General features: G+C 51.5%; 12 protein-coding genes and 1 riboswitch. Of the genes, 4 read left to right on the top strand and 8 right to left on the bottom strand.

The window, feature by feature from the left end:
- Nucleotides 1-131: 131 nt before the first annotated feature.
- The 5 genes from P9L94_01290 to P9L94_01270 form a co-directional block, all read right to left on the bottom strand.
- Nucleotides 132-1,664: an SAP domain-containing protein gene (locus P9L94_01290; protein MDP8242687.1), complete on the bottom strand. Its 1,533-nt coding sequence runs from the start codon at nucleotides 1,662-1,664 to the stop codon at nucleotides 132-134.
- A 423-nt stretch (nucleotides 1,665-2,087) separates the two neighbouring features.
- A complete protein-coding gene (thiC, locus tag P9L94_01285; protein ID MDP8242686.1) occupies nucleotides 2,088-3,506 on the bottom strand; it encodes a phosphomethylpyrimidine synthase ThiC in 1,419 nt (472 codons plus the stop codon).
- 93 nt (nucleotides 3,507-3,599) lie between these two features.
- A riboswitch (TPP riboswitch) is annotated at nucleotides 3,600-3,696 on the bottom strand.
- Between the two features lie 57 nt (nucleotides 3,697-3,753).
- A complete protein-coding gene (locus P9L94_01280) occupies nucleotides 3,754-4,041 on the bottom strand; it encodes a DUF2442 domain-containing protein (GenBank protein ID MDP8242685.1) in 288 nt (95 codons plus the stop codon).
- Nucleotides 4,042-4,316: 275 nt separating this feature from the next.
- Complete coding sequence (locus P9L94_01275; protein MDP8242684.1) at nucleotides 4,317-5,438, bottom strand: hypothetical protein; 1,122 nt, start codon at nucleotides 5,436-5,438, stop codon at nucleotides 4,317-4,319.
- Nucleotides 5,435-5,962: a DUF4416 family protein gene (locus P9L94_01270; GenBank protein ID MDP8242683.1), complete on the bottom strand. Its 528-nt coding sequence runs from the start codon at nucleotides 5,960-5,962 to the stop codon at nucleotides 5,435-5,437. The genes P9L94_01275 and P9L94_01270 overlap by 4 nt, the downstream gene beginning before the upstream one ends.
- Nucleotides 5,963-6,051: 89 nt before the next feature.
- On the opposite strand from P9L94_01270, the gene P9L94_01265 reads away from it, so the two are divergent.
- The gene (locus P9L94_01265; protein MDP8242682.1) at nucleotides 6,052-7,647 is read left to right on the top strand and encodes a hypothetical protein; all 1,596 of its coding nucleotides are present in this window, start codon (nucleotides 6,052-6,054) and stop codon (nucleotides 7,645-7,647) included.
- 2 nt (nucleotides 7,648-7,649) lie between these two features.
- Here P9L94_01265 and P9L94_01260 read toward each other — a convergent pair whose 3' ends face one another.
- The 3 genes from P9L94_01260 to P9L94_01250 all read right to left on the bottom strand — a co-directional run bounded on the left by P9L94_01260 (nucleotide 7,650) and on the right by P9L94_01250 (nucleotide 12,267).
- Nucleotides 7,650-11,366: a C25 family cysteine peptidase gene (locus P9L94_01260; GenBank protein ID MDP8242681.1), complete on the bottom strand. Its 3,717-nt coding sequence runs from the start codon at nucleotides 11,364-11,366 to the stop codon at nucleotides 7,650-7,652.
- Nucleotides 11,356-11,730, bottom strand: a complete 375-nt coding sequence (locus P9L94_01255; GenBank protein MDP8242680.1) for a hypothetical protein — start codon at nucleotides 11,728-11,730, stop codon at nucleotides 11,356-11,358. The genes P9L94_01260 and P9L94_01255 overlap by 11 nt, the downstream gene beginning before the upstream one ends.
- A 63-nt stretch (nucleotides 11,731-11,793) precedes the next feature.
- On the bottom strand, nucleotides 11,794-12,267 hold the full coding sequence (locus tag P9L94_01250; GenBank protein MDP8242679.1) for a septal ring lytic transglycosylase RlpA family protein: 474 nt from the start codon (nucleotides 12,265-12,267) through the stop codon (nucleotides 11,794-11,796).
- A 260-nt stretch (nucleotides 12,268-12,527) separates the two neighbouring features.
- Here P9L94_01250 and P9L94_01245 point away from each other — a divergent pair, with 260 nt between their 5' ends.
- From P9L94_01245 to P9L94_01235, 3 genes are read left to right on the top strand one after another with little or no spacing between them, the layout of a single operon-like run.
- Entirely contained in the window at nucleotides 12,528-13,142 is a 615-nt protein-coding gene (locus P9L94_01245; protein MDP8242678.1) for a pentapeptide repeat-containing protein, read from the top strand.
- Nucleotides 13,142-13,708 carry an MBL fold metallo-hydrolase gene (locus P9L94_01240; protein MDP8242677.1) on the top strand — a complete coding sequence of 189 codons (567 nt, stop codon included), beginning with the start codon at nucleotides 13,142-13,144 and terminating at the stop codon, nucleotides 13,706-13,708. The genes P9L94_01245 and P9L94_01240 overlap by 1 nt, the downstream gene beginning before the upstream one ends.
- Before the next feature lie 3 nt (nucleotides 13,709-13,711).
- Entirely contained in the window at nucleotides 13,712-15,163 is a 1,452-nt protein-coding gene (locus tag P9L94_01235) for a hypothetical protein (protein ID MDP8242676.1), read from the top strand.
- The last annotated feature ends 200 nt before the right edge of the window (nucleotides 15,164-15,363 follow it).

Here is a 15,363-nt window from a genome sequence, read left to right as displayed (position 1 = left end):
TTGCGAACGGAAAAGCCAAAATGACCGCTCTCATTGCTGCAATGCGAAAACTTCTATGTATCCTCAATGTCATCGCCAAACCACTTTCACCAGAAAAAACAACTTGACAACCAAGACAGTCGCTACCGCGGCTAAAATACAAACTTTTCTATATTTATTAGCCCCGTTTGAATAAAATTACCTAATGGGAATGGTTCGTTCATACCATTCTTTTTAAATTGTAATGCAACATTCTTTAAATCAGACGCTTTAAGCAAACCAATTGGAACATCATTTGAGATGCTATACTTCATCGCTTCGCGACTCGATTCTTCTGTGAAATCGGGGCCAATTACGATAAAAGCGGCTATCCGCTTTTGTGAAGATTGTATATATCGATCAAACTGCTTGACGTGATCCTTCAAGTTGACAGGCTGTTCTTTTGACTTGTTATCCCAAAGGATCAACCGATCTTTATATGCAAGAATTCCGTCTGCATGTTCTGTACCCGAAAGCTGCTGTGGTTTATGGTCAAGATATCTTTCAAAGATATAATAAGTTGCTCGCTCAAAATGTCGTTCACATTCGATGTCTTTTGAAATAACACCTTGTTTTCGTAGTTCTTCTAAGTCGCGTTTTGATAGTTCTTCAAAAAATGAAAACAACAATTCTCGTTCGTCGCCATCTGGCCCCACGAGAGAACTTGTTTCTTTCAATTGGTCATAATATTCAATTATTCGTTTTATTAATTCCGTTTTTTGACCTGAACAAGCTAAGGAAAGTTCGCGACACCATTTAGATAACACAGATACATCAAGGCCATCGCGTGACGAAAAGCCCCCAAGCAATATGCTTGGCGCAATGTGAGTCACTACCAAGTTTTGCAATTCTTCTACCGTCGAATATTTTTCGCAATAAACACCATTTTTCTCAAGCATATCCATTATGTATTGTTTATTACGAACAGCTTTATAATTAACTAATGCTTTGTAGCCATGATCTTTTAATTCAATATTCCAAACGTTTCTAATTGCCGATGCAACTTCCCTTGGAAGAACATCATATTCAATTTTATCGGGAGTCCTAAAACACATAAGTAATCCACAGCTTTGAAGTTCTAACCTGCACTTTCGAATATCATCGTGCAAATGTATTTCGTTTTTATCTTTTGGAAACCGTCCAATTGTTGCTTCCAAAATATGGTATTCTCTATCTGTAATTTGCAATTTGCTTTTCAATTTTTCAATCAAATTCTTTTCATCTGGCGTGATATCGTCGTCGCGCTCCCATGCCGTTTCAAGCAAAAACTTGAACAACTCAATATGTTGATTTTTCTCTTTATTCTTGTATTGGAGGTCTTCATTTGAGGCATTAACAATTTCTTGCTCAAAATCAATTACTGATTGGTCTAAATCTTTCTGCGGCATTAAAAAATCATCTTGATTTAACAAAACGGTTTTTAGAATAATATGATGAAGAATTCGTATATTTCTATCTGAATGAAACAGTAAATCAGATAAGGATTTTTTTACATTTTCCTCATTGTAATATTGAGGAGCCGTTTTAATCAACGCGTCATTAAGCGCTTCTTCATCAAGGTTTTTGTAGTCGATTACATATTGGCTGGCGATTCGTTTTTTATCACTGAGAGTTGAAATATTGGGAATAATTATGCGGAAATCCATTATTGTGGCTCCATCGTAGATTTTGAAAACACGAAGACGCCTTCAAGATAAACCATCGAAGAGTAAATTGCAACAATAATTTTATAAAACTTCACCTCACAATTAACATTACTTATTCCCCGGCCTCACACAACCACCCCGCTAAATTTGCCGTCGGTTGCGCCGTCTTCGGCGTCGGCGAGGTTTAAGAGAAAAGGGGTGGGCTGCTTCGCTTCGCGCCGCGAGCCCTACCCTGCGGCAGTGTCATTGCGAGGAAGCGTTAGCGACCAAAGCAATCTCATAAATTAAAAGCGAGACCTGCCTCCCGCACAGTAGAAACCTCTCCCCCAAGATGGGGGAGACACAGAGGGGGTTGAGAGCATTACGGTAAATAAACGCGTATCAAACAACCCCCACCTTACATACAAGTAGAGTCGTTACTTACTATTTCGGCAAGACCATTTTGTCGTCGATTTTGCCTTCGCTTTTGAGTTTGTCGCGCAGGTCGCGCACGTTCTGCTGCAAGGTGTGCTGCGAGATGTTGTAGGCGCAGAACTTCGGCCCGCACATCGAACAAAACGCCGCCTCTTTATAACTCTCATCCGGCAGGGTCTCGTCGTGATAAGCGCGGGCGGTGTCGGGGTCGAGCGACAATTCAAACTGCTGCTCCCAATTAAACGCATAGCGGGCGCGGGAGAGCGCATCGTCCCAATCGCGCGCGCCGGGACGCTTGCGGGCTACGTCGGCGGCGTGGGCGGCGATCTTGTAGGCGATGCAGCCTTGCTTGACGTCTTCCATGTTGGGCAAGCCGAGGTGTTCCTTCGGCGTGACATAACACAGCATGGCGACGCCCGCCTGCCCCGCCATCGCGGCGCCAATCGCGGAGGTGATGTGGTCGTAGCCCGGCGCCACGTCGGTCACCAATGGGCCGAGGACGTAGAACGGCGCTTCGTCGCAAATTTCCATCTGCTTTTTGACGTTCATCTCGATCTGGTCCATGGGGACGTGACCGGGGCCTTCGCACATCACCTGCACGTCATACTCCCAGGCGCGGCGTGTGAGTTCGCCCATGGTTTCGAGTTCGGCGAACTGGGCTTCATCGCTGGCGTCGGCCAGGCAGCCGGGACGCAAACCGTCGCCGATGCTAAACGCAACGTCGTAGCGTTTGAAGATTTCGCAAATCTCGTCATAGATGGTGTAGTAGGGGTTCTCGCGGTGATGGTGCATCATCCAACGCGCCATGATCGAGCCGCCGCGGCTGACGATTCCGGTGACGCGGTTGAGCGTCTTGGGAATATGGCGCAAGAGCAGCCCCGCATGGATGGTCATATAACCCACGCCCTGCTTGGCCTGGTCTTCGATGGTTTCGAGCAGGATTTCTTCGGTCAATTCTTCAATCTGTCGCACTTTGGTCAGCGCTTCGTAGGTCGGCACCGTGCCGATGGGGACCGGGCTGGCGTCGATGATCGCCTGGCGAATGCCGGGGATGTCGCCGCCGGTGGAGAGATCCATCACCGTATCCGCGCCGTGTTTGACAGCCCATTGCATCTTTTTGACTTCTTCGCTGAGGTCGGAGGTGACCGCCGAGTTGCCGATGTTGGCGTTGATCTTACAACTCGACGCGATGCCGATCGCCATTGGCTCCAGCGATTTGTGATTGACGTTGGCGGGGATAATCATGCGTCCGCGGGCGACCTCGGCGCGGATGGTTTCCGCATCGAGCCGTTCGCATTTCGCGACGTATTGCATTTCATCGGTGATGATGCCTTTGCGGGCGAAGTGCATCTGGGTGACATTGCCGCCGGGCGCAGCGGGTTGCCGATTGAACGACATCGGTTCCGGTTTAGGGTAATAGTTAATCATCGGGTTCTCCTCGCGCACAGCGATACGACGCCAGGCGCTAAATGGTTCGGAGGGGATTGCAGGTCGCGGAAGAAATTACGAAAAGAAAAAAGCGGCGTGCAACAATCGCTTCCCTCCGCCGGTTCGAGCCGGATCAGGTTCGAGGGGTATGTTCTCAGGACGGTACGCCCGTCCACCCCCAGCGATTACACACACTATAGGCGAGAGCGTGGGGCGTTGTCAATTGAGCGTTGTGGAGTGGAAAAGATTAAGTGAGAGTGGCAGAGGTTTTCATTATATATTTTTCGGCTTCTTCTGCGCTTCCATAATAGAGAACGTAAGGATCGATATCGGCGCCAGTTGGCCAGCAGAGCGTTCCGCCTTCAAGGGAGATTTGTCTGAATAGAGCAGGATCATTTTTCAGCGGTTCGAAAACTTGACCGTTGAGAAACGGCAATAGATCAATTTCTTTTTCATGGCCATCGTTAAATTTCAACGCAACATGAAATTCAGTCAGAGGCTTTGCTTCTATGATTTTGACTCGTTGCTGTTTCATTGTACCTTTATTCGAGTGGAGAAATCCGTATTAATGGTTCACCGTTTCGTGCTCTATCCCAATTATTTCTCAATTCCTCTCGGTGCATTGCTGCCCATTCCAACACTAAAGAATATGCTCGCCTCGGTAATTCACCTCAGATAATTTCTAAAGTATCTATATCAAATAGCGCTTCATATTCACCATATTCAGCGTGAAAATGTATAGGCGCATGATCATTATAATACATCCAAATTACGATTCCGAAAAATTCGCTAATCCGAGGCATTATTTATTCACTCCCTCGCCTTCAAATAATCCCAAATCATTTCGTTTTCGCCGTCTTGGGTTTCGACGCGGATGCGGTAGGCGAGGCTGTGGTTGAGCGCCAGCGGCGGCAGGCTCCAGGAAAAATATTGGAATTGCCCGTCCTCGAAGCGATACGGATCAGGCAAGGCTGCAAACGGCTGGCGCAGGCCGCGCTGAATTTCCGCCTGGATGCTTGCGACCTCGAACCGTAGCGGCGCCTTGGCAAATAGCGTGATGGGAGTGCTTGTGGTTGGCTTCGATGGTTGATGTGAAATCGAAAAGGTCGAAAACAGGTCGTCTTTTTTGATCGCAGCCGAGGTCCAATTGAGGGCTTCCTTTTGATTGTTGTCGATCCAGGTGGTTTGAATCGAATCAACGTATTGCGCCGTCCCCATCACCGAAGCGTTGATCGGCTCAGGATGCGGCAGCCCGATGGCATGGCCGATGCCCTCGTGATAGGTCACGCAATCGGTTCCTTTGATGGGAACCCGCCAGCCGTCCGCCGTGACCAATCCCAAGCCGATATGACGATCCGCCCAATAAACCGAACGGGCGCCGCCTGCGCGCGAACCGGGACGGTCTTCGCCGTTGCCGCTGACGTGTCCGGCGCATTGCTCATGAGGCGGCTCTAAAAAACAATTGTCTCCGTCGCAGACGCGCGTCCAATCGTTGTATCCGGGCGAGAAGTTGCAATCGCCCATCACCAGCAGGATAGGAAACGCGCCGTCCTTCCATTCAACTTCGCCTGAATGCCAGACCTCATTCATAATCTGCCAATAAAACTGGTTGACGTCGTCTTGGGGGAACCCGTTCGGCGTTGCGGATGCGATAAACGGCGCCGGGAGGATGTCATAAGTAAAATTCGATTGCCCGGCGAATTCGCGTTGGTGGAATTTTTGTATACGGGCGAGATGATACTCCACCCGTTCGCGCCAGTCGGGCAGCGGCTTAACGCCTTGCGCGACATAGTAAACCACCTGCACGTCGATGGCGTCGATGTTGTCGTTACCGTTGTAGGCGTGCATCTGCGCAAAAACGGGTGATACGGCTGCAATAAAAAAAGAAATGAGCGTTGTCGTAATCCAAGTTGTTATGTTCATAGTGCTCATTCGGATGGTTCCTTAATTTGTTTGATGAGAATGTCGCGAATAGATTGTAAGTCGCTGCGGTGGTTCCAGTAATCCTGGTACGTCCACGGCAAGCGGGTGAATTCGCCATTCTCAAAACGCATGGTGACTTCGCCGTAGACGCCGCGCCCCAGATAAACCCGATGGCTGAAGTTCTTGCAACTGGCTAGCACCAGTTTGGCGCCGTGAATGTAACCCGGATCAAGATTGATCGCGCGTTTGCCGTCAGCGCTGAATTCTTCCTCCCATTGGTTGGAAAGGTGTTTCATGTGAACCAACGCGTCAGGATAGATTAGTGGTTGCAGTGAGAAATAACGCCGGATTAAGTCCGGCCCCATTTCTTCCTGGTAGTATTCGGTTTCAACGAAGGGATGTTCGGCGCTAAAAAAATCCGCCGGGCCGAAATGGTTTTCGATGCGCTGCACCACTTGCGCAAAGACGGCAGGGTCTTTGTATAACACGCCGAAAATGGGTTTGACTTTTTTAACGGGTTGGACGGCTGTCACGTTTTTTCGCCTCAAATGAATTGCTTCTTTTGCTTACATTATGTAAGGTGAAGGACGCAATCCAAAGTGCGCCTGATGAAGGAAAATCAATGAAACGCAGCATAAACATGAATTTAGCGTATGCGTTTCCGCTGACAGTGATCGGCATGCTTGTCGTCTCGATCATTGGCGAATCGTATCAATTTGCGCATCGTGTTTTGTATCCCATTGACGATCCATATATTCACCTGGCGATGGCGCGCCATTTCGCAGAGCACGGCGTATGGGGCGTTTCGCTTTCGGGCTTTAGCGCCAGTTCGTCGTCGCCGGGATGGACGCTGTTGTTAGCAGCGGCGTTTTCCATCATTGGCAATCATGAATGGCTGCCGCTGGCGTTGAACGGCGCGGCGGCGCTCACGCTGGTCTGGCTGATGTGCGTGTATCTCATCAATCAGCAATGGCATTGGGCGGCGGCGGGCGCGGCGGCGATTGTATTTAGTTTAATTTTGCCGCTGCCCGCTCTAATCTTATTGGGGATGGAACACACCATTCATGTGTTGCTCGCCGCGAGTATGGCGTATACGGCGTCCACTCTGCTTGGAAAAGAGCGAGCGAAAACGGCACTGGTTTTATTGTTTCTGCTCGCATTTTTCGCGACCGCATTTCGCTATGAAACCGTGTTCGTCATCGCGCCGCTGGCGTTGATGTTTTTCATCCGCAAACAATGGCGAACAGCGCTAGGCATCATCATTTGCGCGGCGCTGCCCATCGTGATGATGGGGGCCGTGCAGGTAATGAACGGCTGGGAGTTTTTCCCCGCGTCGATTGTTCGCAAAAGCGTACTCGGCCAACCGGGCTGGTTGTTCTTTTTGCAATTGTATGAACGCCTGTTCGGGCAGCTTTTCAACACCGGACATTTGCTGATCCCGTATGTGTTGTGCCTATTTGTTTTTTGGAGAAAAACAGAGACGCCCTGGAACAGCGAGCGTATCCTCAGCGGCGTGTATTTGTGCGCAACGCCTCTGCATTGCGCGGCGGCGTCGATCGGCTGGTTTTATCGCTATGAAGCCTACCTGCTCGCGATTGCGTTTCTGGCGCTGGCGCCGCTCGGCCCGCAACTGTGGACGCAATGGAAACACCTGGCAAGCGGCTCACCCAAACGGGAACGGCGCATGGTCCAAACCATTGCGCTCGCAACCGCACTGCTTGCGATTACGCCGTATGTATGGAACGCATCGTCCGTCTTAAAAATCGCGCCGGGGTGCAAAAACCTCTATCAGCAACAATACCAGATGGGGCTGTTTCTTAAACAGTATTATCAAGGGGAAGCCGTCGCCGCGAATGACATCGGCGCGATTAATTTTTTGGCGGATATCCGCTGCCTCGACGGCATGGGGCTGAGTAGCCGTGAGCCTTCGCTGGCGGCGAAGCATGGACGCATGGGCGCTGCCTTCATCGAATCGTGGGCGAGGCAGGAAGGCGCGTCGATTGCAGTGATCTATGAAAGTTGGTGGCGCGGACGCCTGCCGGAAAGTTGGATCAAAGTCGGCGAATGGACGGTCGACCAAAAAGTCAGCGTGGCGGAGCCAACGGTTTCGTTTTATGCAATTTCGCCGCGCGAAGCCGAACGGTTGCAAAAAAATTTGATGGACTTTACGACTCAACTTCCCGAAGGCGTGACCGCAAATATCGCGGTGAAGGGCTGAACCTACTCAACGTCAAATCGAAACGTATTGTTATCGTGGGTTTCTTCATCGACCAACTCGTCCGGGTCAACAATCAGTTCAAAATACTGAATGTTCGCCGGGACGCGCACGCCGCCTGCGTTATAGCGTTTTCCGGGTTCCAGATTGACAACTTCAGGAACAAAACCACTAAATCGTTTATCGGAACCTTGAAGAGAATAGGCCATTTCGATCAAGAATTTATCCACTGCGCTTTCGCCGGAATTGAGCACCGAAAAACTGACGAGAAATCGCTTGCCGTCTTCAGTCGGCGTGAGTGTAAAGCGGTCGTCTTCGACCAAGAGGTCTGCTTTGCGGCGCACGGTGATTTTCGTGTCAGCTGAGTTATTGTCTTCGTTTTCTTCTTTAATTTGATCGAAGGGGTCTACCAGCATTTCGATATCAAACGGGCCCTTGTTTCCTGTTGGGTCCCAACGCAAGCGAACCGGCGCCGACTCGCCGGGGTCAAGCCGTTCGATGCGTTCGCCGCGCCGCCCGACAACAACATTGAATGGAACCTTTTTCTTTCCATGTATGGCTTGAAGGCCGTGGATGAAAATATCCTCAGCGGTCGCTTTGCCTTGGTTTTTGATAACGCCGTCAAGAAACACGGTTTCGCCCGAACGAGGCGCATCGGGCAGGGCTCGAAGCGAACCGGGTTCAATCACCAGATCAGGCAAGCGCCCTGTGGTTGCTTCAATCATTGCGGGCGCAGGCGCTGACAGATAGTTTGCGCCATGTGAAACCACAATCTTGCCATCGCGCTTCAATATTGTTTCCGCCCCGGCGTAGAGAGATTTGACGCCGCCTATTTTCAACGGTTCCGAAGTGTTTTCCAAAAGGGGTATGGTTGCGTAACGAATGACGTCGCTGCCGCTTCGCACCCAGGCGGCGGCGTGTTGCGCATGGACGGCGTCGGGCGCGTAGGGAATCGAGATTTCAATTGCGTCCTGTTTCTTTTCCGTGCTCACAGATAGCGCTTCATAGTTCGGCAGGCGAATGGTCGGGTCGCCTAAAAAGCAAAATTGGTCAGCGGGTTCAAACACGTCCTGATAGGCGAGTCCCATCAAGTTGCCCGCCAACAAAATTTGCCCCATGCTTTGCAGCCCGTGATGAAATAGCGCCTCGTGCATCCCGCGCGCAAGAACAATATGATCGTGGGGATACCCGCGCCCTGCGGCGCCCAACAGGCCCACCGCGCCGCCGTTGGGGTGAGTCAACATGTCTTCGCCGATGGAGATGTTCCATTTCTGACGAGGGTAATCAAACTTGCTGGTCTCGCAACTGAACGACCAGAATAAAAACGGGCGGTCGGTATTGGTGAGTTTTTTCACGTCGGTGAATTTTGAGCCGCCGCCAAAAAACAGGCGCTCATTTCCGACGACGTTCGGCGCGCCATGTCCGAAAAATTCCATCAGCCAAACGCCGTTGTTTAATATGCTGATGATGTCTTTTGTCGCCGCGAGACTGGTCTTTGCGCGTTTTTCGGCGCGCAGTTTTTCGGGCAGATAGATGTTGTCAATCAGCGGGTAGTCTTGTACATGCCGCTGTGTGAGCCGAAATCCTTTGGGGACCCACTCCCGTTCCAGTTCTTCCGTGAAGCGGTCAAAGCCGTGGTCCGTCAATAGAAACAAGTGATTGAGCCAGGGCTGCGGTTCGAGCGCTTCTTTGTAGCGCGTGGTTTTCTCAATCAGCGTGTTGAGTTCGTCCACCGAGCGCAACGGCCACCGACCAATCATCATGTCAGGGACGTTATCATTTTCATCATCAAGACGGACGAACCAGTTTTCGACGGCGTACTCCGGCTTGGCGCGATAACCGGGAACGTAGTTTTTAACGCCAACGCCGTAGCGGTTTTTGTAATCCCAGGTCGCGTCGCCAATCATTAATACATAAGACGGCGAGGGGCGTTTCCAGGTGCGATAGGCGTAACGCAAAAATTCGCGCACAGCAAAGGGCGACAACCTGCCGTCGCCGAAGCGGTCATAGATGGCTTCAACCGATGCAATGCGCGTGGTGTATCCCAACCGTAACAACGAATCGCGAAATGGCGTCAACGCTTGATGCCAATCCGACGGCGCAATCAACACCACGTCCGACTGCGACAGATTCAATAGATCGTTAAGGGTCGAAGCCGTAGGGTCATATAATTCAAAGCGGCCGCTCAGCGCTGCATTTTTTTTATTTGAAATAAACAGCCGTCCCGCTGCTGGAGTTTCAATGGCAGGCAATTGATTGGCCAATGCAGGCGAAAGCGCAGGGTCATCCGGCAGCCACACCGCATCCCTCTCGCCGTCAAGCGCAATGGCGATTGAGTGGTTCGGCGTTTGATAGGGCGCCGTCGAAGGAGTTACGTCCGCGCGAAACGCGAGTTGAAACCAATCGAGAGCGATGGTTTCAAATTTGCCCGCCGCCTTCGCAGAAGCGCTGCCCTCAAAGGTCAAGCGATGTTCGCCCGGTTGCAATAACTGAGACGATAACGCAGCCGTCGCCTGCACATACCCCGTACCTGCGGGGACGGACCACTCGACGTGAACGCCGTCAATGTATGGGGTGACGAATTCAACAAGCGCCTCAGAACGCGCGTTGCCAACATGCAGGCGCATGGTAAGCGAGGCGGTCGCCGAACGCGGGGCCTGGTTCACAGAAAACGAAAACGCAGGCGTCGCCGTCCCGATCAAGTCCGCCCAGATCCAATGTGAATCCTGCTCTTCATTGGTGGGTTTGCCCTCGATAAATTCGGCGTCATTTTCATAGCGCGTTTTTTGCCAAAGCGCATTGACGGATTGCGCACCGCTCGGTTTTTGCAACAACGGAAAGTCACGCACCGATTCGTTATCGAGTGTAAGCCACGTTACGGTTTCTGTTGCAAAAGCGCTTTCAGACGCAGGCGCGAAAAACACAATCGAATCGCCTGGCGCCAACAAACCGCGCTGTTTGATCTCGCCGGTCTCGTCAATCACCGCCCGCTCAATCGGGAGACGTTTTTGGAACAGAGCCAACCGCGACGCTTCAATATCATGTTGGTATGAATCGAGCACTTCGCTTGCCGACAGTTGGACTAATCCCTCAACGCCGCTAAAAAATTTCACCGCGCGCTTATTGAAATACGGCGCGTCAAGCGAATTCTCCGCCGGAGCGATTTTTCGAGACGGATCATTCAGCAATAACGCCTTTGCGATGGGGGCGATATCATGGGGGAACGAATCAAAGCGCATCGGATCAAGTTGGTTAAATTGAATGCGAAGCGTACCCCGGGGAAATGAGACCACGTCCGCCGCCGCGCTCGAGTAATAAAAGCGTAACTGCAACGACGCAATGCGAACGCCCGCCAGATAGCCTAACTCGCGAACTTGCAAGCGGGGTGATGTGCGTTTGGGGTTCTTTTCGTCAAAGTCATTTTGATCGCCTGACTGCGGCGTCGCGCCTTGCACGTCCCATTCAAAAGAAGCGACCGATTGGGTCGCCTGTTGAATCGGCCCGGGCAACGCCAATAGTGCGTAAAGAACGGTCTCGGTAGAATCGGGAGATTGCTGCCAGTGGATTTGAAGGTCACGGTCGGTTTGATGGATAACTTGAAAGGCGGGCGATAACAACCGCCCAAACTGTGGGTCGTCGCTCCACCCCTGCAACGTCAAAGCGCCAAACAAAATGCAGGCAAGAGCCAGCGCAAAATAGAGTCGGCGCAATTTATTCTTCACGGGCAATCAGCGTCCAACCTTCGGGGACGCGCCCATTGGCGATGGTATCATACGCCAGGTCGTCAAAAACGCGCTCGTCAAATTCATCAACCAAAAACAAGCGCTCGCCAATATCAACCATGTTGTCTTCACTCAATGGAGTGGCAAGTTCGCTGCGCCAATACAAAACGCCGGAGGTGGTGTTAAACCCTTTGCACGTCATGGTTTCGAGAGCGGCTTCGTCGTAATACTTCAACAATGCGTCTACCAGGGGCGAGTCCATCGCTTCGGGGTCGCCCTCAAAGTGGTAAAAACTCGGCTCTGTAAACGCCCGGACCAGAATGCCCTCTTCGTCAATATGGTGGATTTTTGCGCGTTCATACATAACGCGGACATTGTATTGCAAACAGCGCGTTTCGTAGACGGGAACCGCCTCGATTTTGCGAGATTACAATACTTCCAGGCGAACCTTAGCCAATCCATCCCGCTCAAAGTCGAGTTTTCTCGCAGCGGCGCGGGAGAGGTCAACAATGCGCCCGCCTTTGAAGGGGCCTCGATCATTGATGCGGACAATACATTTGCGACCGTTGTCTAAATTGGTCACGCGCAATCGCGTATTGAAGGGCAAACTCGGGTGAGCGGCGGTCATCGCGTTCATGTTAAAGCGTTCGCCGTTGGCAGTGCGGCGGCCATGAAATTTGGGACCGTACCAGGAGGCGGTGCCAGTCATTTTGTGATCTCCGCTTTGAGCGATGGCTTCTTTCGTCGGCTCAGTCTTTTTGGGCGATTTATCGCCGCCGAAGCCAAAGGTCGGAACCGGGATAGGAATACGCACGATTTTGATTCCAGCGCATCCAGTGAAAGTTGTTAGTAAAACCGTCAGCGCGAGCAAACGCACCCACGATGGATATATCTGTTTCATACGCGCAATCATCACAAACTCCGGGGAGATAAATAATTAAGTTTTAACATCAAGTATCGTCGGTTAAGTTTAACACTTGAGGGAGAATATAAATAGAACCAAATCCGCCAGATTACTGTAACTATAACATCGAAAAGAGGTTATGTGTCATAAATCACCGCCGGGCCTTTCTGCGAATGAAAGCATTGCATTTACAAATTACCGAGAATTTCGATATGATCTCGTAAGAAAACGAACCTGAAAGAAATGAGTAACCATCAATGAATTTATATTATGACTTCGTCAAATGCGAATCGGGCGACGGCGGTTGTTATGCGTTAACCCACGAGAGCGTCTGTTGGAGGCATCTGCATGGTCGCGAGAAATACCACTCGCAAGTCATAAAGGTCGCCCGTTCGGGCGCGTCGCTGGCGGGTTGGGTGTTATCGGGAATCGACCTCAGCGGCGAAAAACTGGCGGGCGTTGATTTTTCTCATGCGATGCTGGCGGGTTGTTCGCTGCAAGGCGCCGACCTCACCGGATGCAACTTCACCCGCGCCAACCTCGAAGGCGCCAACCTGCGCGGCGCAATTCTGACCGGCGCCAATTTTGAATTTGCTATCCTCGGCGCCGCCAATTTGTCTGACGCCCAACTCGAACGCGCCAATCTCAAGCGCAGCAACCTCGTCGGCGCCATTGCGCGAAACGCGAATTGCCGCGAGGCGCAGTTTTTTTATTCGCGACCAGCGCGGGCGGATTTCTCCAAAGCCGACCTGACCAACGCTGATATCACCCGCGCCATCTTTCGCCAAGCGAAACTGATTGACGCAAACCTGACCGGCGCCCAAGGCAAAGCCAACTTTGATGGCGCCGACTTGAAGGGAGCGCTTCAATAATGTTATTTCAGCCCTTCTTTTTTCCAGACGTGAACGAGGTCAATACCTATATCGTTGGGTGCCCTGAAACAAAAGAGTGCATCTTAATCGACGCGGGCGCCGACAGCCCCGATTATGATGCGTTCCTCAAACGACATGGCGCCAGTTTGACGGCGGTATTTCTGACCCATATCCATTGGGACCACGACCAGGCGCTGGATGAAATCGTCAAGAGATTTAATATTCCCGTTTATTCGATGACAGGCGAAACCATCAATGGCAAGCCGGTGACGGAAGGCGACTCACTGCCGATTGGGAACCTAAACAATCGCGTTTTGATTACCACCGGACACACGCCCAATTCGCTCAGTTTGGTGGTCGAAAATACTCTTGCGTTTGTAGGCGACGCGATCTTTGCAGGCTCCATCGGCGGAACCAGTAGCGAAGAATTAAAGCAAGAAGAAGTCGGCCATATTCAAACCAAACTGTTCGCGTTGCCTGGCAGTTGCTTGCTCTGTTCGGGCCACGGCCCCATCACCACGGTCAGCATCGAGAAAAACGCCAACCCGTTTGTGTGCATGGTTTGATGAATGAAACGTCGTTTGCCGCTTGACCTACTGTTTCTGGCTCAATGTCTGATTGGACTATCGGTTCTGTTCTATCTGGCTTCGATGCGCGATGTCATATTGCGTTTTGTCCCGGACGACGCGTTCTATTATTTCACCATCGCCCGCAATTGGGCGAACGGCGTCCCATCGAGTTTTGACGGGCTTACTCACACCAACGGCTATCACCCCTTATGGCAATGGCTGCTCATTCCCATCGCCAACGCCATCAATGACCCGCACCATTTTGCGCGCATCGCAAGCATCCTTGGTTTATGGTTCTACGGCGCCGCTGCGATTTTGTTGCGCACATCATTGCTTCGCGAACAGAACCCCTACGCCTGGTTTGCTGTTGTTTGGACAATTTCGGTTTTGTTGTTCTCTCCAGTTTATGGCATGGAGGGGCCGCTGTGCGTCGTGTTATTTGCATGTTTGTGGATGTTGACCGCAACCCCGAACGCGATCACGCCCGGTCGCGCATTGGCGATTGGTTTGGTTTCCGGCTTGTTTGGATTGTCGCGCATTGACCACTTGGTATGGGCGCTCGCGCTGGACGGCTGGCTGCTGCTGCAATACCGCCGAAAAAAAATAACGCTGGCGTCGCTTACGCTGGCAGGCGCATTACAGGGCGCTCTGGTGTGCGGATATTTCTTGTCGAATTACCTTGTCTGGGGACACTGGCTACCGGTAAGCGCAATGATAAAAGTCGCGAGGTCCGGCTTCTTGAGCCTGGAAATTCCCTACAGCATTTTGTATGTGGTTTCGTTATTTTCGATATTGCCCAGCCTGTGGGCAGCGCGAAAGACGAACGCACTGGCGTGGCTGGGATGGGGCAATGTGATTTATGTCGGGATGATCTTGCTACGCGGCGGTCAGGAAACCTGGGACTGGTATTTCGCCCTGCCCGCATTTTCACTGGGGATTCTCCTGCCTGCGTATTTACGTGAAGCGCGCATCGTCCCGCGTCGTTGGCGTAATGGTTTGCTTGCGCTCGCGTGTCTGGTCGCATTCACCCACACCAGCGGCGAAATCGTCTTCAACCGCAGCGAGTTTGTTTCCGCTTACAACAACGCGACGGCCCTGGCGGAATATGACGAATACACGTACACCTTTGCGTATTCTGACTGCGGCATTCTCGGATATTTTTCGCGGCAGCGATGGCTCAACATGGACGGCCTCACTCTCGACTTTTCGTTTCAAGAAGCGCTGAGAGATAAGCGCTTGCCGCAGTGGCTGCGCGAACACGGGCTGAATGCGTATGTTGATTACGATCAGGAACCCTACCCGAAAGAAGTGATTGTGTATTCATGGCCGGGGATTGGCTATCATCATGATGAAGCGTTGTTGCGGTTGGAACCCGGCCCTGCACTGGGCAATGGCCGCCGAGTTATGAATGTGGTTGAAATTTCGCCTGCGACACTCTCTGAGGAAAATTAAATAATTCCGCTGACATCTTATCCACCCTTACAAACGAGGGGAGGGCGAGGCTCCCGCCGAGCCGCGAGAGTGTGAAATGTAATCGTTTATAAGCGGCTCACTAGGAGCCTGCCTGACGCAGGTGTCGCCATCCCAATGTTCATTTCAAACGCTGTAATCTTACCGAAGCGAAGAGAGACGTACCCACCCCAAGCGCACTA

Origin of the sequence: Candidatus Hinthialibacter antarcticus (assembly GCA_030765645.1) — a bacterium.
GTDB lineage: Bacteria > Hinthialibacterota > Hinthialibacteria > Hinthialibacterales > Hinthialibacteraceae > Hinthialibacter > Hinthialibacter antarcticus.
Note: the sequence above shows the minus strand (reverse complement) of the source record. Positions and strands in the feature narration are given on the sequence as shown.

Bases quoted from the DNA above. Each gene is read 5' to 3' on its own strand.
- P9L94_01245 (MDP8242678.1), top strand. From the start codon at position 12,528: ATGAATTTATATTATGACTTCGTCAAATGCGAATCGGGCGACGGCGGT.
- P9L94_01250 (MDP8242679.1), bottom strand. From the start codon at position 12,267: ATGAAACAGATATATCCATCGTGGGTGCGTTTGCTCGCGCTGACGGTT.
- P9L94_01275 (MDP8242684.1), bottom strand. From the start codon at position 5,438: ATGAGCACTATGAACATAACAACTTGGATTACGACAACGCTCATTTCT.
- P9L94_01235 (MDP8242676.1), top strand. From the start codon at position 13,712: ATGAAACGTCGTTTGCCGCTTGACCTACTGTTTCTGGCTCAATGTCTG.
- P9L94_01290 (MDP8242687.1), bottom strand. From the start codon at position 1,664: ATGGATTTCCGCATAATTATTCCCAATATTTCAACTCTCAGTGATAAA.
- P9L94_01265 (MDP8242682.1), top strand. From the start codon at position 6,052: ATGAAACGCAGCATAAACATGAATTTAGCGTATGCGTTTCCGCTGACA.
- thiC (MDP8242686.1), bottom strand. From the start codon at position 3,506: ATGATTAACTATTACCCTAAACCGGAACCGATGTCGTTCAATCGGCAA.
- P9L94_01255 (MDP8242680.1), bottom strand. From the start codon at position 11,730: ATGTATGAACGCGCAAAAATCCACCATATTGACGAAGAGGGCATTCTG.
- P9L94_01240 (MDP8242677.1), top strand. From the start codon at position 13,142: ATGTTATTTCAGCCCTTCTTTTTTCCAGACGTGAACGAGGTCAATACC.
- P9L94_01280 (MDP8242685.1), bottom strand. From the start codon at position 4,041: ATGAAACAGCAACGAGTCAAAATCATAGAAGCAAAGCCTCTGACTGAA.